Here is a 19,558-nt window from a genome sequence, read left to right as displayed (position 1 = left end):
GGCGGGTGGCCGCCCGCCGCCGCTGGGCCCTCCCGATGGTGGGTTCGGGATGGTTTGGCGAGTTCATGATGATTTGGTGACATCGGGCGGTCAGGCTACTCCAGCCGCTGGTCACGGCCGGCGGGCAGGTCGTATCCGGTGGATCTTCGCTCGTGCGGATCGGCGCTGGTGGCGGCCGGGGCTCGCCGGAGACGGCGGACGGCCCGGCGCACGGTGATCGGCCGGCCTGCGGGCCGTACGGGTGGCGTGTCGCCGGGCGGACGGCGATCCCGGGAACCCGGTTTCCGGGACATCCGTTGCTACTACCACCGCGGCAGCCGACCATTGTCTCCACTGACGACGCTGTCCGCACTGACGACGCCGCTCCGCCGGATCAGCGGGCAGCGCGCCGGTAGGCGTCCGCGGTGACGGAGAACCGGTGGTTTCCGGTGAAGGAGAAGATGTCCAAACCCAGCGCGCGGAAGCTCGGCCGCCCGCCAGGATCGAACGGGGCGGTGACCCGGGGGCGCATCCTCCGCAGCGCCCGGGTGCTCTTCAGCACTGTTGGCTACCGGGACGCGACCCCGGCGGAGATCGCCGAGGACGCGGGGGTCACGCGGTCGACCATCTACCGGTACTTCCCGTCGAAGTCGGACCTCTACGCCGCAGCCTTCGAATCGATGTACCCCAGTGTGATCGACCGGATGAGGACACAGGCGTCCGCCCACACCGCCCTCGTCGACCAGGTGGCGATCGTCTTCCGCGTGTGCGCGGCGCTCAACCACGAGGACCCGACGTACGCCAGGTTCGCCATCACCTCGCTGGTCGACGGACTGCGTTATCCGGAGCTCACCAACCAGGCCCGCGAGCAGATCGGCGAGATGCGCGACTTCTTCCTCGTCAGTGTCGATCGCGCGATCGCGCGTGGCGAGTTGCCCTCGGACGTGAATTCGCGGGTGGTCGGCGACATGCTCGTCGCGATCCTGTGCGGCATGGGTCTGTTCTCCGCGATCGTCGGTACCGAGCGGGAGACGGACGACGCCACCGAGATGCTGGTCCGCTTCCTCGCGGGTGAGCTGTCCGCGGCATCCGGCCGGGTGCTCACCACCGATCCGGGCCCGTGAGCGTGTGGCGAGCGAGCGGGCGTGAACGAACGCTGACAGTTCTCGTGCCGCCCGGCCGCTTGGGCGCCGTACGGCGTGTCCGGCCGGGCAGCGGCCGGGGATTCGCCCGGCGGCCAGTCGGCGGCCGGCATGCGCCGTCAGGTCCGTGTGGCTGGAACCGGCCGTCGGTACCGCGGGCGCGGCTCGCGCGAGACGGTGCCTGTGCGAGACGGTGCGTGACCGGGCAGCCGGGTTCGAGGCGGGTGACGGTCGCCCGTTCCCGCCGGACCGGTGGAGCTGATCCGGCGGGAACGGGCGACCATGCCCTTCTGGTCATGCCCTCCTGGCCGTGGTCTTCTGACCATGATCCCCTGGCTGTGGCCAGGGACCGGAGCGCTCCTAAACGGTGAGTTTTCCGATGCGGTTACCGGTGAACTCGCCGAAGTAGATGCTGTTGCCCCGCACCGTGAGATCGCACGGCCCGCCCAGCGGCGTGGGCAGCGGGATCGGGGTGTAGGTATTGGTGACCGGGTTGTAACGTCCGACATTGCTGCCGAGAACCAGGCCGCCTTCGGCCACGTACAGGTTTCCGTCGCTACCTGTCACAATGGGGCCCGGCAGCGGACGCAGATTGAACAGCGAAACTATTGACTTCTCTGTGATCGCGTGGGTCACCGGGTCTATTCGCCCGATTTTCTGCCCCACGGTTTCGGTGAACCAGATGGCACCGTCCGGCCCGGTGGTGACGCCCTGGGGCACGGATGCCGGTGTCGGCACGGTGTACTCGGTGATCACGCCGGTGAACGGATTGATCTGGCCGATTTTGTTCGCTGTCGACTCCGGGAAGATGAGCGTGTTGTTGGGCCCGTGGTCGATGATGAGCGGGCCGGCGAGCGGAGTCGGGATCGGGTATTCGGTGATCACATGTGTGCTCAGGTCGATACGGCCGATCGCGTTCGCCCCGACCTCGGTGAACCACATCGCGTTGTCCGGGCCGGCGATGATGTCGTCCGAAACGGCGACCCCCAGCTGCGGTATTATGATCGACGCCAGCGCGAGCGGGGTCGGTATGGTGAACTCCTGGAAGGCCAGGGTGTTCGGGTCGAGGCGTGCGATCTTGTTGCCCGCCACCTCGGTGAACCAGACACCGCCGTCCGGGCCGACGTCAAGGCCGCCAGGCACCGATGCCGGGGTCGGTACCGGCACCTCGTAGACGTCGCCGGTAACCGGGTCGTAGCGCGCGATCTTCCCCGCGGTGATCTCTTCTACCCAGCCAATGCCGTTCGCGTCGAACTTTATCTCGCATGGACCGGCCACCGGGGTGGGCATCGGAGCGGACTCGGTTATGACTCCACTCGCCCCGGCTGGCGCGGCCGTGGCTAAGAAGGTCGCGGCCGCCGCTGTGGTGACAGCTAACATGAGCTGCGGGCGGCGCCGTCGATAAAAATTCATGAACGCCCTTTCATGAACTGGGCAGCACTGTTCGGACGTGCTGGAAGAGGTTGAATCCGTGCGGCGGCCACCGCGATTCGGGCGGCGCCCACGGGAATACGGGCGGCACCTGCGAGATGGCATCGGACGGTATGGGGTCGAACGGCGGACCGCGTGCGGACAAACTCATGCCCACTCTTTTCCTCGACTGGCTGAAAAGTCACGGATGGTGGCAGTTGTTCCGAGCGATCGTCACCCTAGTGGGGGATGTCGAACCCCCGCAAGAGTGAAATTTCGAGTCAGTTGATCACGCTCCGTGTCGCAACGGCCGCCAGCCTTTCCCTGAAGCTGTCCGGGCTCGCCCGGAAGTTGCGGCGGTCGTCTTTTCCCGCTACTGTTAACGCCTTTTGCGCGGCCATGGTCCTGGTTCTGCGCCGGACTGTCGGCGTCGGGCCGCCGGATGGCGGCGGGTGGCGCTGCGCGGCTTTCCGGGTGTCCTTGCGTGATATCTCGGGGGTGCGGGGTTTCCGGGCGCTCCCTGATCGGCCGTGGCTGAACCGTCGCGGTGTGTCGTGAGTACGCGCTTGCTCCGGGCCGGTCGCATCCGGCCCGTAAGTCGGTGGCCCGGTGGCCCGGTGGCCCCGGTGGCCCCGGTGGCCCCGGTGGCGCCGCGACGGTCGGTGGCAGGGGGCGGGCCGGTGCCGGGCCGTCGGTCGCCCACGGTTGTCCGCGTGCTCCCAGCGTCCGTGTCACCTGTTCGTGCCGGCGGGGCCGTGGGCGGTGACGGTTACGGTGCGTCCCGATGGTGGGTGCGGTAGGTGGCCGTGGGAGGCATCCGGCGCCGCGTGTCGTGGGCCGGTTCGGTACGGGATCCACCGTGGTGCTGGAATGGTGGCGTAGGTAGGGGTTTTCCCTTGTATCCGGAACGTGGTCAAGGCTTGACCAGGGATGATCGCACGGCTAGGTTGCAAACGATCGTTAGCGGTTTCCGTCGCTCTCCCAGCGGTCGGGCGCCCGTCCAGGCACCAGCAGAGAAAAGGAACAGCCGAAGTCGGGGGCCGGCGGAGGAGGCGCAGGGATGTGACAGTTGCCGCGAAGGCCGAGACGGCGTACGCGGTGACAGAGAGCGATGCCTATCACGGCTGGGAGTGGCCGAGCGGGCGAAGTGTCACGATGACCGGTGCCGACACCGGGACACCGGGGCGGCCCGCTGGCGCGGGGCCTCGCGACGACGGCCGCCGGTGCGATCCCATCCGTGCCAGTCGGCCGCGCCGACGTGTTGATCAATGCCCATGTTCCGATCAGCCAGACGGCCCTCTGTCGCGCATCCGTCTGCAGGTCACCATCGGCCCCCTTGCCGCACCATGCCCAGGGTGGCGGCACGGCATCGCGCGCCCGTCCCCCGGCCCGTCGCCGGAGAAGTGACCCGCCACGGCTACGACGGCCGCTGGCCCAGTTTGGGGAGACATGTCCCAGGTTCTGCCCTTTGTCGTCACCGGGCTGACGACCGGCGCGGTCTACGGTCTCGCCGGCACCGGCCTGGTACTGACCTATAAGACGTCGGGCGTCTTCAACTTCGCGCACGGCGCGCTGGCGGCTGTCGCGGCATACCTCTTCTACTCCCTGCACATCGGGCAGGGCTGGTCCTGGCCGATGGCGGCGGTGGTCGCGGTGCTGCTGGCGGGGCCGCTGCTGGGCCTGGTCCTCGAACTTCTCGCGCGGTCGATCCAGACGGCGAGCCTGGCCCTGCAGGTGGCGAGCACGGTCGGGCTCCTGCTCGTGATCCAGGCCGTCATCGTCCTTTCCTACGGGACGCTGGAGCTACGGACGGTCCCGGTCTTCCTCGCCTCGGGCGACGTGCGGCTGCTCGGGACGAACGTCCGCTGGACCGACATCGTGACCTTCGCCTTCGCGCTGCTCACCACGGCGGGGCTGTCGGTGATGTTCCGCACGACCCGGCTGGGGACGGCGATGCGCGCCGTCGTCGACGACCCCAGCCTGCTGGCCCTCACAGGGAACAGCCCGGCGACGACGCGGCGTTTCGCCTGGTCCATCGGCGCCACCCTGGCCGCGGCCTCCGGCGTGCTGTTCGCGCCGCTGCTGCCGCTGGATCCGGTGCAGCTGACCCTGCTGGTCGTGGCCGCGTTCGGCGCGGCGGCGGTCGGCGGGTTCACGAACCTGCCGCTGACCTTCGCCGGTGGGCTGGCCATCGGCGTGCTGGCCTCCCTGTCGACGAAGTACTTCACCACCGGCGCGCTGGCGGGGCTGCCNCCGGCGCGCTGGCGGGGCTGCCGCCGGCGCTGCCGTTCACCGTGCTGTTCGTCGTGCTGCTGGTCTTCCCCCGCCGCTACCTCATCGGCCCGTCGCGGGCCGTCGCCCGCCGCCGGCCGTCGTGGACGGTGCCACCCGTCCTCCAGCTCGTCGCGGGCGCGGCGCTGCTGGCCGTGCTGGCGACCGTGCCCTCGTTCGCCGGCATCCACCTCACCGACTGGACCGTGGCGCTGGCGACGAGCATCGTCTTCCTCTCGCTCGGCCTGCTCGTCCGCAACTGCGGGCAGGTCTCGCTCTGCCAGGTCAGCTTCATGGCGATCGGTGCCGCCGGGTTCTCCCACCTGAGCGTCGACCACGGCCTGCCGTGGCTCGTCGCGCTGCTGCTGGCGGGGCTGGTCGCAGTGCCGGTCGGGGCGATCCTCGCGATCCCGGCGATCCGGCTCACCGGGCTCTACCTGGCCCTGGCGACCTTCGGCTTCGGCATCTTCCTGCAGTACATGTTCTACGCGCAGGACTACATGTTCGGGCCCACCGGCGCCGGCCTGGACCAGCCGCGTCCCCACCTGTCCTGGCTGGAGATCGACGACGACCGGGGCTACTACTTCCTCGTGCTGGCGATGACCGTCATCGCCGCGGGAGTCCTGGCCGTGCTCGACCGCGGCCGGCTCGGCCGGCTGCTACGCGGGCTGGGTGACTCGCCCACCGCGCTGGAGACCAGCGGCGTGACGGTGAGCGTCACCCGGGTGCTCGTCTTCTGCGTCTCGGCGTTCATGGCCGCCGTCGGCGGGGCGCTGGGCGCGGTCGCGCAGAGCACCGTCTCCGCCGACTCGTATCATCCGCTGCTGTCACTGACGTACTTCGCTCTGATCGTCATCGTGCTGGGCGGCAACCCGTGGTATGCGCTGACGGCGGCTGGCGCCCTCGTCCTGGTCCCGTCCTACTCCTCGGGTGAGAACACCGCGACGATCCTGCAGCTCGTCTTCGGCCTGGCGGCGATCGCGGCCGCGGTCACCGCCCATTCGACGGCCCTGGTTCCACCGGCGGTGCGGCAGGCGATCGGCACCGTCCTCGGTGGCCGCCGTCGCGCCGCGCGCGCCACCGCGGCGGCCGCCCCGCTGCCCGCCCCGCTGCCCGCCCCACAGCCCGCCGCGGACAGCCCGCAGGCTGCCGTCACGGACGACCAGGCCGCATCCCAGGCCGCATCCCAGGCCGGGGAGGCGGCCGCCGCGGCCCCGGTGCCGACCCGGCCGGCGGCCGGTGCGGGCCGGGTGCGGCCGGGCGCGCTCACCGTGCGCGGCCTGCGGGTACGGTACGGCGGTCTGGTCGCGGTGGACGAGCTCAACCTGGTCGCGCCGACCGGACGGGTCACCGGGCTGATCGGCCCGAACGGTGCCGGCAAGACCACGACCTTCAACGCCTGCTCCGGCCTGGTACGCCCGAGCCGGGGGAGCGTCCTGCTCGACGACCGTGACGTCTCGCGCGCCGGTCCGGCGGCGCGGGCACGGCGCGGCCTGGGGCGCACCTTCCAGCGGATGGAGCTGTTCGACACCCTCAGCGTCCGGGACAACGTCGCGGTCGGTGCGGAGGGGACGCTCGCCGGCGGCAATCCGCTGTCGCACCTGGCCGGGTGGCCGGCGGACCGGTCGGCGGTGCGCGTCGCCACCGACCGCGCGCTTGAGCTCTGTGACCTGGGCGATCTTGCCGGCGTGCCCGCGGCAAACCTCTCGACCGGCCAGCGGCGGCTGGTGGAGCTGGCCCGCTGCCTGGCCGGGCCCTTCCGGATCCTGCTGCTCGACGAGCCCTCCGCCGGCCTCGACCGGGCGGAGACACGGCGTTTCGGCGCGATCCTGCGGCGCGTCGTCGACGAGCGCGGGGTCGGCATCCTGCTCGTCGAGCACGACATGTCGCTCGTGCTCGACGTCTGCGAGGCGGTCTACGTCCTCGATTTCGGCCGGCTGGTCTTCGAGGGGAGCGCGCGCGAAGTCGTCGGGTCACCGATCGTGCGGGCGGCCTACCTCGGTGACGCGCTGGTCGAGACCGCCGCGGGCGGCACGGCCGCGGGCAGCGCGGCGGCGGACAGGACAGCGGACGAGGCGGCGGACGAGGAGGTGACCGTATGAACGCCGGGCCGGCCGTGACCGAGCGGGCCGACGCACTCCAGCTATGTTCGGTGACAGCAGGTTACGGGCGTTCGACCGTACTGCGCGAGGTCACCCTGACGGTGCCGGCGGGATCCGTCGTCGCCCTGCTCGGGCCCAACGGCGCCGGCAAGACGACGCTGCTGCGGGCGGCCGCCGGCCTGCTGCGGCCATCCGCCGGAACGGTCACCGTCACAGGCCGTGACGTGACCAGGAGCAGCCCGCACCAGCGGGCCCGGGCCGGGCTGTGTCTGGTCCCGGAGGGCCGCGGGATCTTCCCGAGCCTGACCGTCCAGGAGAACCTCCAGCTCCAACTGCCGTCCTGGCGCGGGCACGGCGGCCGCGGCCGCGGTGGCGGCATCCGCGGGAGCGGTGGCCGCGGTAGGGACAGTGGTCACGGGGACGACAGCGGCAGGGACGACAGCGGCCGCGGGAACAGCGGTGTGGATGCCGCGTTGGACGCCTTCCCGGTGCTGCGTGACCGGCTGCGCCAGGTGGCGGGCACGCTGTCCGGCGGCCAGCAGCAGATGCTCGCGCTGGCGCGCTGCTACCTGTCGGACCCCGCCGTGGTGCTGCTCGACGAGGTCTCCATGGGGCTCGCCCCGCGCGTCATCGACCAGATCTTCGAGTCGCTGCGGGGGCTCGCCGCCAGCGGCGTGTCGCTGCTGCTCGTCGAGCAGTACGTCAGCCGCGCTCTGGAGATGGCCGACGTGGTCTGTCTGCTGGGGCGCGGCCGCGTCGGCTTCACCGGGGCGCCGTCCGAGCTGGACGAGGACGAACTCGTACGCGGATACCTGTCGGCGGGCTATGGCCCGGGGCATGGCCCGGGGCGTGCCGCGGGCTATGGCCCCGGGCGCCGCCGCGGCATCGGCGCACGGAGCCGACCCGACCGACACCGGACAGTGATGCTTTTTTCGCGATGGTCCGCCGGTATGACGACCGGAACACCAGAAGGAGAAGGATGAACGGGAAAAGACGCGGCGCCGCGTTGTGGGCCTTACTGACCGCCGTGTTGGTGGCGGTAGCTGCCTGTAGCTCCTCGGATTCCAATTCGGGGACGGACGCGGAGGCGCTGTCGGGCAAGCCAATCGTCCTCGGCGCGATCTGCAGTTGTTCGGGTGCGCAGTCGGCCACCCTCGGCCGGCTCAAGGACGTTTTCGACACCTGGGCCAAATCTGTCAACGCGCGGGGCGGCGCCAACGGCTATCCGGTGAAAGTGATCATCGAGGATGACGGCGGTGACCCGGCGAAGTCGCTGCGGGCCGTCAAGAAACTGGTCGAGCAGGACGAGGTCGTGGCCATTGTCGGCGACAGCAGCCTGGTCGACGCGACCTGGGCCGACTACGTGACCGAGAAGGGCATTCCGGTCGTCGGCGGGCTCTCCGTCGAGTCGCCCTTCCTGACCCACCCGGACTTCTTCATAACGGGTGCGCCGGTCCCGGTGACCACGGTGAGTATCTGGGAGGCGGCGAAGGCGGCCGGCAAGAAGAAGGTCGGCCTGTTGTACTGCTCCGAGACACCCGTCTGCGCCCAGCTCGAGGGCCTGGGCAAGGCGGCTTCCGCCATCGTCGGTGACGTCGGGATCGCCACCGGGAAGATCGCGGCGACCGCGCCCGACTACACCGCGCCCTGCCTGGCGCTGAAGGACGAGGGCGTGGACGCGCTGTTCGTGGCGCACAACTCCGAGGTCGTGCCGCGGGTCACGGACTCGTGTGCCCAGCAGGGATTCACCCCGACCGTGATCAGCCAGACCCCGACCCTCGGGCCGTCCTGGCTGGGGCACAAGGGTTTTGACGGGGCTCTCCTGTCGTCCCCGACCGTCCTTTACACCGACGAGTCCGTGCCGGCGGTGAAGGAGTTCCTCGACGCGCTGGACACGTACTACCCGGACCTGCGCAAGAGCCAGCAGTTCACCTATGACACGATCTATCCGTGGGCCAGCGGCAAACTGTTCGAAGCGGCGGCCAAAGCGGGTAACCTCGGGCCCGACTCGACATCGGCCGACGTCAAGAAGGGGCTGTACGCGCTGAAGGACGAGACGCTGGGTGGCATCATTCCACCGACGACCTTCACGGAGGGTCAGCCGGCCTTCCCCACCTGCTATTTCCAGGCAGCTATTCAGGGTGACAAGGTAGTTAGCCTCAACAAGGGCGCGACGAAATGTCTGACCGAAACCCAGGCCACGCAGCTGGTGCAGGCCCTGAAGGGCTAGCTCCGACGGCTGACGGCGGCGCGAGGAGGTCCGCCGCGCGACGACGCTGGTTTCGCGATGACGTCTGTCGCGTGACGACACCGGTTTCGCGTCGCCGTCGATACCGCATGGTCTTTCTGTCGGTTGTTTCTACCGAAACGGAACGCCGGAACACGCTTCGGCGGCCCGGGACGGCTGTAGGCCCGCCGGAGCGGCCAGTTGGCGGGGCTGGCCGCCCGGCGGGGATCCGCGGCAGGGGACGATCTTTCGATGTCGACGGGCCCCGCGGCGGCTCCGGCCTGCGACGGGAGTCCGAGACGGCTTTCCGCCGCCGTCGACGGCGGCGGGTGAGCGGGACCACAGCCAGGCTGGGCAGGGCTGACGGCTTCGTCAGACACACGGTGCCAGAAGCCCTTCCCGGCCGGGACGAGCACGGCGCCGGCGGCCCGGGTAGGAGGTGGCCAGCAGTCTTCCTTACCACCGCCGAGACAGGCCCTGGGACGGGCGTCCCGCTGTGTCCGGGTGGTTCCTTCTCCCGGCTGCCGGCTTTCGGGCAGGCTGTCGGGATGCCGCGGGCCGGGAGTCGGCGGCCGGGAGAAAACCGTGACCGCGCGTCCGGCCGGTCGTACCGTGACAACCGGGCCGGATTTTCCGGATCCGGTTCGCGGTTGTTCTCCCGTCGGCCGGGTGTCGCGTCCTGGTATTCCAATCGACATTGGAATACCAGGGGACGGGTGACTACCTACCGTGCACTCCTAGAATGGCCCTGTTTCATCTCGTGGGTACGGAGAGACGGGTCAACATGACAGTGATCAGAAGACGTCGACGCTTACATTTCATCACCCTGGTTCTCGCATTGGCCACCCTGGGCGGGCTGGTGCTCGGATGCGGTAACAATGATGTTGCCGGGCGGCCCACCCGATCGGCCTGTACGACGCCGGGAGTAACTGATACCGAGGTCAAAGCAGGTCTGGTGTTCAGTACGTCTGGGCCGGGGGCGTCCCCGCTACGCGGGTTCCGGTCCGGTATCGACGCCCGCCTCGGGGTGGTCAACGCTGAGGGTGGTGTCAACGGCCGGAAGCTCACCTATGCCTGGCGGGACGACGCCACCGATCCCGCGTTGAACCTGGTCGGTTCCCGCGATCTCGTCGAGGACGAAGGGGTCTTCGGAATCATTCAGGGACCGCACGTGGCGGCCGGTTCCGCGCCCTATCTGAGCGAGCGGGGGATCCCGGTTGTCGGATCCGCCGGCGAGACCGTCTGGGCGCAGTACAAGAACATGTTCTCCTGGCACTATTACACCACGGAAAAGGGTTCGTCCACCGTCTGGGGAGACTTCGTCCGCAGCCGGGGCGGCACCCGTGCCGTCATGGTGGACATGGCGTTGAGCGAGGCCACCAAGAAGTTCCACCGGCAGCTCGCCCGGAGCCTGAACGCCGCCGGCGTCAACACCGACATGACCTTCGAGGTGACGGCCAACACGACCAGCTTCGACGCGCTGGTCCGGCAGATGAAGGCGGCGCAGGTCGACACCATCGCCGGGGTCATCTTCCCGGACGTGCTGATCAAGCTCCTCCCGGCGGTGCGGGCCGCCGGGATCGACCTCAAGACCGTGCTCATCCCGGTCGGCTACGACCCGACGCTGCTGCAACAGGTCGGCCCGGCGCTGCCCGGGGTCGTCATCTACACCGACTTCGTCCCGTTCGAGCTGAACACCGAGGCGCACAAGCGGCTGTTCGACGCGATGACCGCCTACGCTCCGGAGAACCAGGTGCCAGCGCAGGAGAGCACCGTCTTCGGATGGTTGTCCGCCGACATGTTCATCCGTGGTCTGCAGGAGGCCGGGCCCTGCCCGACCCGCCAGTCGTTCATCGACGGCCTGCGCAAGGTTCACGACTACGACGGCGGCGGTCTGCTGCTGCAGAAGGTCGACTTCGCCACCAACTCCGGACGGCTGGGTGACTGCTACGCCTTCGTCCAGGTCAGTGACGACGGCAGCCGGTTCCTGCCGCTGGCACCCACCCCGCGCTGCGGCAGCCTGCTCCCCTGAGCGGGCGGTTACGGACCACCGCTGGCTGTTTCCGTGTGACTGGCTGTTTCCGTGCAAACAGCCAGTGTGAACAGGCGGGATCGGGTTCGCGGTGTCGTGCCGGCGGCGGCCGGGTGGCAGGTTCTGCCCGGCCGCCGCCGGCACGAGAAGAGAACACGAGAAGAAAAGAGGCCTGCCGGCGCGGGAGCGTCCACCCGCCTCGACGAGGACTGCCGCGCGGCGGCCGTCGCGCCCCGCCCCGCGGCAGGCCACTGACCTGACAGGTACGGCCACGGCCCGCGTCTCATGCGGCATCGGGCCAGCCCTGTCCAGGCGTGCCGCGAGGGTGGCCGGTGGCTCGTGATCTCCGCCGAGCACTGCTCCTGGTTGCCACCTGGTGACTCTTCACATCAACGGAAGGCCAAAGTCTGGTGGCCGTCCGACTGCGCACCGCATACTCCTACACTGGCCTGTGCTCCATCTCACACTTGGGACAAGAGACGGGTCAACATGTCATTGGTCTGCAGACGTTGGCACTTACGTTTCACCGCTCTGGTCGTCGCATCGGGCGGCCTGAGCGGTTTGCTGGTCGCATGCGGCAGCGGGGATACCAGCCGATCCGTGCAGGCGGAGAGCTGTACGGCGCCGGGAGTGACCAGCACCGAGGTCAAAGCCGGCCTGCTGTACAGCAATTCCGGGCCCGGGGCGTCCCCGGCGCACGGATTCCGCTCCGGCGTTCAGGCCCGTTTCGACCTGGCCAACGCCGAAGGCGGTGTCAACGGCCGGAAGCTCAGCTACGTCTGGCGGGACGACGCGACGGATCCCGCGCTGAACCTGGTCGGAGCCCGTCAGCTCGTCGAGGACGAAAAGGCCTTCGGCATCATGCAGGGGCTACAGGTGGCGGCCGGCTCCGCACAGTATCTCGGCGACCATACGGTCCCGGTCACCGGGTTCGCCGCCGAGACGGTCTGGTCACAGCACCAGAACATGTTCTCCTGGCACTATTACACGGCTGCGAACGGGTCGTCCACGGTCTGGGGGGATTTCGCCAGCAGCCGGGGTGGCACCCGCGCCGCCATGGTGGACATGGCGTTGAGCGACTCGACCCGGAAATACCACCAGCAGGTCGTCGAGAGCCTGCGGCGCACCGGCATCAGCGTTGACATGGAATACGAGGTGACCGCCGGCACGACCAGCTTCGACGCGCTGGCCCGGCAGATGAAGGCGGCGCGCATCGACACGATCGCCGGCGCGGTCTTCCCGGACGTCCTGGCGAAGCTGATCCCGGCGGTGCGGGCCGCTGGCGTCGACCTCAGGACCGTGCTCATCCCGGCCGGTTACGACCAGACGCTGCTACGGCAGTTGGGCCCGCTGCTGGCCGGGGTCGTCGTGTACGTCAACTTCGTCCCGTACGAGCAGAACCCGCAGGCCTACACGCGGATGCTCGGTGCGATGTCCGCCTACACGCCGGAGAACCAGAGCCCGACGCAGGAGGGTGCCGTCTTCGGGTGGCTGTCCGCTGACATGTTCGTCCGCGGGTTGCGGGAGGCCGGGCCCTGCCCGACCCGCCAGTCGTTCATCGACGGCCTGCGCAAGGTCCACGACTACAACGCCGATGGTCTGCTGCCCCGGCCCCTCGACCTCAGCACCAACTTCGAGCAGCTCAGCGACTGCTTCACCTTCGTCCAGGTCAGCGACGACGGCAGCCAGTTCGTACCGCTGCCGCCCAGCCCGCGCTGCGGCAAACCCCTCACCTAATGACGTGACAGCTACGGGCCGCCGCTGACGGCCTTCCCGGATCGTCGGGCCAGGCCGTCGGACACGGCCTACGCCTGGACCGCAGCCTGGACCGCCGCGCCGGAGGCGAGCAGCGCGTCCACGTCGCGCACACCCCAGTCGGTCAGCGCCTGTCGGGTGTGCGCGCCGGGCCGCGCGGGAGGGCCCGGGACGGCAGGGGGCGTCCGGCTGAAACGGGGCGCGGGAGCGGGCTGGCGCACCCCGTCCACCTCGATGAACGTGCCGCGGGCCGCCAGGTGTGGGTGACCCGCGGCCTCCGTCAGGTTCAGGACGGGGGCGACGCAGGCGTCGGTGCCCTCGAAGACCTTCGCCCACTCGTCCCGGGTGCGCTGGGCGAACGCCGCGGCGATCCGCTCCCGCAGCGCGGGCCAGGCCGCGGGGTCGGCACGCTCCGCCTCGTCGGGCGCCAGACCGAGCAGCGTCATGAACTGCGCGTAGAACTTCGGCTCCAGCGGCCCGACAGCGACCCAGTTGTCATCGGCGGTCCGGTAGACGTCGTACCAGGGGCGCCCGGTGTCGAGTAGGTTGACGCCCCGCTCGTCGCGCCACTGCCCGGCGGCGAGCAGGCCGTACACCATGGCTGTCAGCGACGCCGCACCGTCGACGATGGCGGCGTCGACCACCTGGCCGCGGCCGGACCGGGCCGCCTCGAAGACCGCGGCGAGCACGCCGACGACCAGGTACAGGGAGCCGCCCCCGAAGTCGCCGAGGAAGTTGACCGGCACGGCGGGCTCCTCGCCCTGGCGGCCCAGCGCGTGCAGCGCCCCGGTGATCGCGATGTAGCCGATGTCGTGCCCGGCGGTGGGGGCCAGCGGGCCGTCCTGGCCCCAGCCGGTCATCCGGCCGTAGACGAGACGGGGATTGCGGGCCCAGCAGTCCCGCGGGCCGACCCCGAGGCGTTCGGCGACCCCCGGCCGGTAGCCCTCGATCAGCACGTCCGCCCGCTCGGCCAGGTCCAGCACCGCCCGTACACCGTCGGGGGAGCGCAGGTCGATGGCAACCGAACGACGGCCGCGCCGCAGCACGTCCACCGCGGGCGGCACGATGTCGTTCGCCTCACCCGGGCGGTCCACCCGGATCACGTCCGCGCCCAGGTCGGCGAGCAGCATCGCGGCGAAGGGCCCGGGGCCGATACCGGCGAGCTCGACGACGCGCAGCCCGCGCAGCGGCCCGGACGCGCCAGTGGCCGTCTCGTCGGTTGTCCCGTCGGCCATCCCGCTGTCCGTCATACCGCCTCCGGCCTCGATCGGGTGAGCAGCCGTCATCCTGGCTCGTGCGGCCTCAGCCTAAACAGGTAGGGAACGTCCGCTCATCCAATGGCACATCCCGTCACAGCCGGTGTGGCGCCGGGTCCGCGGCGGCCCGGCGCAGTGAACGTACGTTCACCACGCGGGCCGGATCGTGCCACGGGCCGGATCCTGCCGATCACCCTGCCGGAGGGTCAGGCGGTGGCCTTCGCCGAGGAGCTCTGGGGCGACCGGGCCCGTCGCTGGGGAGGGGGAAGCGCCCGCGTGGCGGGCGTCCCCGCCGCCCGCTCGGCAGCCGTGGCCACGACCGTGTCGACGAGCTGTCCGCACAGCCTGTCGAAGATCTCGTCGGCGGACAGGGAACGCTGTTCGAACGCCTGGCTGAGATACGGCGTCCGCTCGGCGTCGTGATCCACCCCGGCGCGGTCGTCGCCGCCGCGCGCCTCGTGCAGGGCGCTGCCGATCGCGGCAAGCTCGAGCGCCTCCAGCATCGGCGCGATCGCCCCGACCGGCACACCTTCCTCAGCCAGCAGCGCGGCGGTGGCCTCCAGCTGCATGAAGCCGATGCTCAGCGGCTGGCGGCGCAGCATCACGGGCACGAGGTCGGGATGTTCGCGCAGTGCCTGCCGCAGCCGGCGGGCACTGCGCAGGATCCACGCCCGCCAGGGCTCGTCGTGGGCCTGCGGGGTGCGGACACCTTCGAGCGCCAGTTTTGCCGCGCCGACGACGATCTCGTCCTTGTTCTGGAAGTGGTGGTACAGGGAGGCGCCGTTGACCCTGAGTCGTTCGGCGAGCCGCCGGATGCTCAGCGAGTCGATACCCTCCGTGTCTATGATCTCCAGCGCGACCTCCAGTGCCCGTTGTCTGGAGATCAGCGGAACCTTCGGTCGCGCCATCGCTGTGCCGCCCTCCCGCGACATCGCCGGGGCGTGAGCTCCCGGATCATGGGCAGTGTCGCTTCGCCCGCCGACGATACCAATCGATGGTAATCGATACCAATCGATTCTGATCGACACCAATCGATACCAATCGGTACCGACTGGCACCAGTCGGCGACCGCCCCGAAGATCCGTTGCGATCCGCGCCGCGCGGGAGCCGACGCGCCCGGCCGCTCGCCGGCCAGGGCATCCAGACGGAAGACAGGCGGAAGGCAGACGGAAGACCTGGCCGGACGGACGATCTGGACGGAAGATTCGGCCGGAGATCTGGGTGGAAACGGTTCAGGGGCTTCCTTTCGGCACCAAGTGCCACTACTGTGACTCGGCACTGAGTGCCACTACTGTGACTTCGCACACGAAACCACCCGACCGACACAGGGAAGCGACAAGGGAGCGGCCATGGGCAACCACGCAGGCGAAACGCTGACCATCCTCGACGAGGACACCGCTGGCGCGGCACAGGCCGTCGACGGCGATGTCGACGTCATCCAGGAGGAGTTCCTCGTCGAGGACGTCTCCATCGACGGGATGTGCGGGGTCTACTAGTGCCGCGTCCCGTGCCGCGTCAGCCATCGTTCACCCCGTCCGCCGCGCCCGGACGGCCAGCGCAGACAGTGGCTGACGCGGCACCGGCCCGCGCGGCCCGCGCGGCCCGGACGAGCGAGCCCACCGCGGCGGCGCGGGCCGTCCCCGACTTCGCCCTCGACGCCCCCTGGCAGCTGCATCCCCAGGTCTCGGTGCGGCCGGAGCCCTTCGGAGCGCTGGTCTACCACTTCGGGACGCGCCGGCTGTCCTTCCTGAAGGACCCGACGCTGCTGCGCCTGGTCCAGGCACTGCCGGAGCACCCCCGCGCGCGGGACGCCGCCACCGCGGTCGGCCTCACCGAGGCCGACCTGCCGCGCTACCACCGTGCCCTTGCCACGCTGGCGGCAACATCCATGATCGTCGAAAGGAGCCTGCCGTGAGTGTCGCCGCGGCACCGGCCCGCCTGGTCGACCACTTCCAGCACGGCCTGGCCGCCCCGATCTGCCTGACCTGGGAACTCACCTACGCCTGCAACCTGGCCTGCGTGCACTGCCTGTCCAGCTCGGGGCGGCGCGACCCGCGCGAGCTGAGCACCGCGGAGTGCAGGGCGGTCATCGACGAGCTCGAGCGCATGCAGGTCTTCTACGTCAACATCGGCGGTGGCGAACCGACCGTCCGCCCGGACTTCTGGGAGATCGTCGACTACGCCGTCGCCCACCACGTCGGGGTGAAGTTCTCCACCAACGGGGTGCGCATCACCAGGGACGTCGCAGCCCGGCTCGCCGGCAGCGACTACGTCGACGTGCAGATCTCCCTGGACGGCGCCACCGCCGAGATCAACGACGCGGTCCGCGGCGAGGGCTCCCACGCCACCGCCGTGCGCGCCATGGAGAACCTCGCCGACGCCGGGTTCTCGGGCTTCAAACTCTCCGTCGTCGTCACCCGGCACAACGCCGGCCAGCTCGACGCGTTCAAGGCCCTCGCCGACCGGTACGGCGCCCAGCTGCGGCTGACCCGGCTGCGCCCGTCCGGCCGCGGCGCCGACGTCTGGGACGAGCTGCACCCCACCGCCGCCCAGCAGCGCGAGCTCTACAACTGGCTGGTGGCCCACGGCGAGCAGGTGCTCACCGGGGACTCCTTCTTCCACCTGTCCGCCTACGGCCAGGCGCTGCCCGGACTGAACCTGTGCGGCGCCGGCCGGGTGGTCTGCCTGATCGACCCGGTCGGGGACGTCTACGCCTGCCCGTTCGCCATCCACGACTCCTTCCTCGCCGGCAACGTCCGCGAGCCCGGTGGCTTCGAGCGGGTCTGGCGCTCCTCGGAGCTGTTCACCGAGCTGCGGGCGCCGCAGAGCGGGGGCGCGTGCGCGTCCTGCGCGCACTTCGACTCCTGCCGGGGCGGCTGCATGGCCGCGAAGTTCTTCACCGGCCTGCCGCTGGACGGCCCGGATCCCGAGTGCGTCCAGGGCTACGGGGTCGACGCCCTGCTCGCCCGCGGCGACGCCGGCGTCCCGAAGCCCTCCGGCGACCACTCCCACGCCCGGGCCGCCGCCGGGAAGCCGCCGCGGCACGGGGGGTCGGGGCGCGGCGGGCCGGGGCCGGTCCCGGTGGTCATCGGCCGCGCGCCGGTGAGTGCCGCACCGGTGAGTGCCTGTCAGCAGGACCCGCTGGCCGGGTTCGCGCCCACCGCCGTGGGGCACTGACATGCCCGCCCCACAACTGGCCGACCCCCTGTTACTGGGGGCACGGCAGGCGTCATCCCGGGTGCTGTTCGGGCCGCACGAGACCAACCTCGGCCAGCGGCGCTCGTTGAGCCCCCGGCAGGTGGCCTACTACGCCCGGCGGGCCGCCGGCGNCGCCCGGCGGGCCGCCGGCGGCGCCGGGATCATCGTCACCGAGACGGCGTCGGTCACCGCCGACGACTGGCCCTACGAACGGGCACCGCTGGCCGCCGACTGCGCCCCCGGCTGGTCCGCGGTGGCCGACGCCTGCCGGGAACACGGCACCCTGGTGCTCGCCGGTCTCGGCCACGCCGGCGGGCAGGGCTCGAGCGCGTTCTCCCAGTCGGTGCTGTGGGCGCCGTCGCCGGTGGCCGACGCGGCCAGCCGCGAACTGCCCGCGGAGATGGAACAGCCCGAGATCGACGCGGTGATCGAGGGTTTCGCCGCCGCCGCCCGGCTGGCCACGGCGGCTGGCACCGACGGGGTGGAGATCGACGCCGGGGTCGTCTCGCTGCTGCGCCAGTTCCACTCCGGGCTGACCAACCAGCGTCAGGACGGCTACGGCAGCGACCGGTTGCGCCTGACCCGCGAGGTGATCGCCGCGGTGCGCGGCGCGCTGGGGGCCGAGGGCATCCTCGCGCTGCGGCTGTCCTGCGACGAGCTCGCGCCCTGGGCCGGGGTGACGCCCGAGCAGGCGGCCGAGCAGGTCGCCGCCCTCGCCGGCGACATCGACCTGCTCGTCGTGGTCCGCGGCGGGCCGTTCTCCACCTCCGCCTACCGGCCCACCGCGCACACGCCACCGATGTTCAACCTGGAGCTGTGCCGGCGGATGCGGGCCGCCACCGGGGGCGTCCCCGTGGTGCTGCAGGGCAGCGTCGTGGACGTGGCCGAGGCCGAGGCCGCCCTGGCCGACGGCGTCGCCGACATGGTCGAGATGACCCGGGCACAGATCGCCGAACCCGACCTGGTGCGTCTCGTGCGCGCGGGCGCGGCCGACCAGGTCCGGCCGTGCGTCCTGTGCAACCAGGCCTGCCGGGTGCGTGACAACCGCAACCCGGTCGTGAGCTGCGTCGGCGAGCCGTACAGCGGGCACGAGACCGCCGAAGGACCGGTCAGGGGCACCGACCCGCGGGCCCGCGGTGTGCTGGTGGTCGGCGGTGGGCCCGCCGGGCTGGAGGCCGCCCGGGTGCTGGCGCTGCGCGGGCACCCGGTCCGGCTGGCCGAACGCACCGGTGTGCTCGGCGGCGCGCTGCGGGCCGCCGCGGTCGGGCCGGGCCGCACCCGGCTGGCCCTGCTCACCGACTGGCTGGCGGCGCAGTGCCACCGGCTCGGGGTGCGGGTCGACCTCGGGGCCGAGGTGACCGTCGACGATCTCGACGCGGCTGTCGCGGACGGCTGGGACGTCCTGCTCGCCACCGGCTCCCGGCCCGTGCCTGGCCGTTACGGACCGGCTGGCGCCGATGATGCCGCCGCTCTCGCCGCCGGTGCCGGTGCCGCCGCCGACGGTGAGGGCGGTGCCGCCGATGACAGCGGCAACAAAAGCGATGTCGGTAACAAGAGTGCTCTCGGCGAGGAAGACAGAGCCGATAGTGAAGCCGTCACCGTCACCGTCACCGTCGCTGGTGCTGGTGCTGGTGACGAAGGCGGCGGCGCTGCTGAGGGGGGCGCCGCCGAGGACCGTCCCGGCGCCGGCGAGACGACCGTGCTCGACGTGCTCGACGTGCTGCGCGGCGGCCTGGACGCCGTTCCGGCCGGCCCGGTGTTCGTCCACGACCCGGTCGGGGGGCCGGTGGCGGTCGGGGTCGCCGAATGGCTCGCCGACGCCGGGCGCGAGGTGACCCTGGGCACCCCTGACACGGTGGCGGGCACGCTGCTCTCCCTCACCGGTGATCTCGCACCGGCCAACACCCGGCTCCAGCGGGCGGGTGTGCGCCGCCGGCTGCGGGTGCTGCTGCGCGAGGCCGGCGGCGGGCGGGTCGTGCTGGAGGACGTCTGGACGGGCGAGCGCCGCACGCTGCCGTGCGCGGTGCTCGTCGACTGTGGTCACCGTCTCCCCGAGGAGGCCCTGTACACGGCCCGGCCGGGCACGCCCCGGGCCGGCGACTGCGTGGCGCCGCGGACGGTTCTCGAAGCGGTCCTGGAGGGCCGCCGCCGCGCACTCGAGATCGGCGGCCGTACGAGCCCGCCGG

Annotated in this window: 13 protein-coding genes and 1 pseudogene (1 of these 14 running past the window's edge); 11 read left to right on the top strand and 3 right to left on the bottom strand. The window is 71.0% G+C overall.

The window, feature by feature from the left end; all coding sequences use genetic code 11:
- Positions 1–404 precede the first annotated feature (404 nt).
- Positions 405–1,103 (top strand): TetR/AcrR family transcriptional regulator, encoded by a 699-nt coding sequence (locus FrCorBMG51_RS25210; RefSeq protein WP_083730951.1) that lies wholly within the window; start codon positions 405–407, stop codon positions 1,101–1,103.
- Positions 1,104–1,481: 378 nt separating this feature from the next.
- Here the strand turns inward: FrCorBMG51_RS25210 and FrCorBMG51_RS13040 are convergent, their stop codons facing one another.
- A complete protein-coding gene (locus FrCorBMG51_RS13040; RefSeq protein ID WP_052914637.1) occupies positions 1,482–2,411 on the bottom strand; it encodes a Vgb family protein in 930 nt (309 codons plus the stop codon).
- A 1,569-nt stretch (positions 2,412–3,980) separates the two neighbouring features.
- Between FrCorBMG51_RS13040 and FrCorBMG51_RS34740 the strand changes: the two are divergent.
- The 6 genes and pseudogenes from FrCorBMG51_RS34740 to FrCorBMG51_RS13010 all read left to right on the top strand — a co-directional run.
- Positions 3,981–4,703 (top strand): annotated as a pseudogene (locus tag FrCorBMG51_RS34740) (branched-chain amino acid ABC transporter permease); the annotation flags it as partial.
- 122 nt (positions 4,704–4,825) lie between these two features.
- Entirely contained in the window at positions 4,826–6,904 is a 2,079-nt protein-coding gene (locus tag FrCorBMG51_RS33820) for a branched-chain amino acid ABC transporter ATP-binding protein/permease (protein WP_476742155.1), read from the top strand.
- Positions 6,901–7,887: an ABC transporter ATP-binding protein gene (locus tag FrCorBMG51_RS13025; RefSeq protein ID WP_086055438.1), complete on the top strand. Its 987-nt coding sequence runs from the start codon at positions 6,901–6,903 to the stop codon at positions 7,885–7,887. Before FrCorBMG51_RS33820 ends, FrCorBMG51_RS13025 begins: the two co-directional genes overlap by 4 nt.
- Positions 7,884–9,134, top strand: coding sequence for an ABC transporter substrate-binding protein (locus tag FrCorBMG51_RS13020; RefSeq protein WP_047223346.1), 1,251 nt, complete (start codon positions 7,884–7,886; stop codon positions 9,132–9,134). The genes FrCorBMG51_RS13025 and FrCorBMG51_RS13020 overlap by 4 nt, the downstream gene beginning before the upstream one ends.
- A 739-nt stretch (positions 9,135–9,873) precedes the next feature.
- Positions 9,874–11,163 carry an ABC transporter substrate-binding protein gene (locus FrCorBMG51_RS13015; protein WP_338052743.1) on the top strand — a complete coding sequence of 430 codons (1,290 nt, stop codon included), beginning with the start codon at positions 9,874–9,876 and terminating at the stop codon, positions 11,161–11,163.
- A gap of 630 nt (positions 11,164–11,793) precedes the next feature.
- Positions 11,794–12,900 (top strand): ABC transporter substrate-binding protein, encoded by a 1,107-nt coding sequence (locus FrCorBMG51_RS13010; RefSeq protein ID WP_235433541.1) that lies wholly within the window; start codon positions 11,794–11,796, stop codon positions 12,898–12,900.
- Between the two features lie 68 nt (positions 12,901–12,968).
- Here FrCorBMG51_RS13010 and FrCorBMG51_RS13005 read toward each other — a convergent pair whose 3' ends face one another.
- Positions 12,969–14,168, bottom strand: a complete 1,200-nt coding sequence (locus FrCorBMG51_RS13005; protein ID WP_047223344.1) for a CaiB/BaiF CoA transferase family protein — start codon at positions 14,166–14,168, stop codon at positions 12,969–12,971.
- Positions 14,169–14,380: 212 nt separating this feature from the next.
- Positions 14,381–15,082, bottom strand: coding sequence for a TetR/AcrR family transcriptional regulator (locus FrCorBMG51_RS13000; protein ID WP_047223373.1), 702 nt, complete (start codon positions 15,080–15,082; stop codon positions 14,381–14,383).
- Between the two features lie 441 nt (positions 15,083–15,523).
- On the opposite strand from FrCorBMG51_RS13000, the gene mftA reads away from it, so the two are divergent.
- The 4 genes in view from mftA to FrCorBMG51_RS12985 are tightly spaced (at most 11 nt apart) and all read left to right on the top strand, a layout consistent with a single transcriptional unit that may run on beyond the window.
- Positions 15,524–15,670 (top strand): mycofactocin precursor MftA, encoded by a 147-nt coding sequence (gene mftA / locus FrCorBMG51_RS26805; protein WP_076843098.1) that lies wholly within the window; start codon positions 15,524–15,526, stop codon positions 15,668–15,670.
- An 11-nt stretch (positions 15,671–15,681) separates the two neighbouring features.
- Positions 15,682–16,089, top strand: a complete 408-nt coding sequence (gene mftB / locus FrCorBMG51_RS12995; RefSeq protein ID WP_235433540.1) for a mycofactocin biosynthesis chaperone MftB — start codon at positions 15,682–15,684, stop codon at positions 16,087–16,089.
- The gene (gene mftC, locus FrCorBMG51_RS12990) at positions 16,086–17,351 is read left to right on the top strand and encodes a mycofactocin radical SAM maturase (RefSeq protein WP_047223343.1); all 1,266 of its coding nucleotides are present in this window, start codon (positions 16,086–16,088) and stop codon (positions 17,349–17,351) included. The genes mftB and mftC overlap by 4 nt, the downstream gene beginning before the upstream one ends.
- A gap of 1 nt (position 17,352) precedes the next feature.
- Positions 17,353–19,558: the 5' portion of a mycofactocin system FadH/OYE family oxidoreductase 1 gene (locus FrCorBMG51_RS12985; RefSeq protein WP_047223371.1), read on the top strand. It continues 62 nt past the right edge of the window; 2,206 of the gene's 2,268 nt are visible here — the first part of the coding sequence; the start codon lies at positions 17,353–17,355; its stop codon lies off the right edge, out of view.

Origin of the sequence: Protofrankia coriariae (assembly GCF_001017755.1) — a bacterium.
Lineage (GTDB): Bacteria > Actinomycetota > Actinomycetes > Frankiales > Frankiaceae > Protofrankia > Protofrankia coriariae.
The sequence above is the reverse complement of the archived record's forward strand: the minus strand, read 5'-3'. Positions and strand labels throughout refer to the sequence as shown.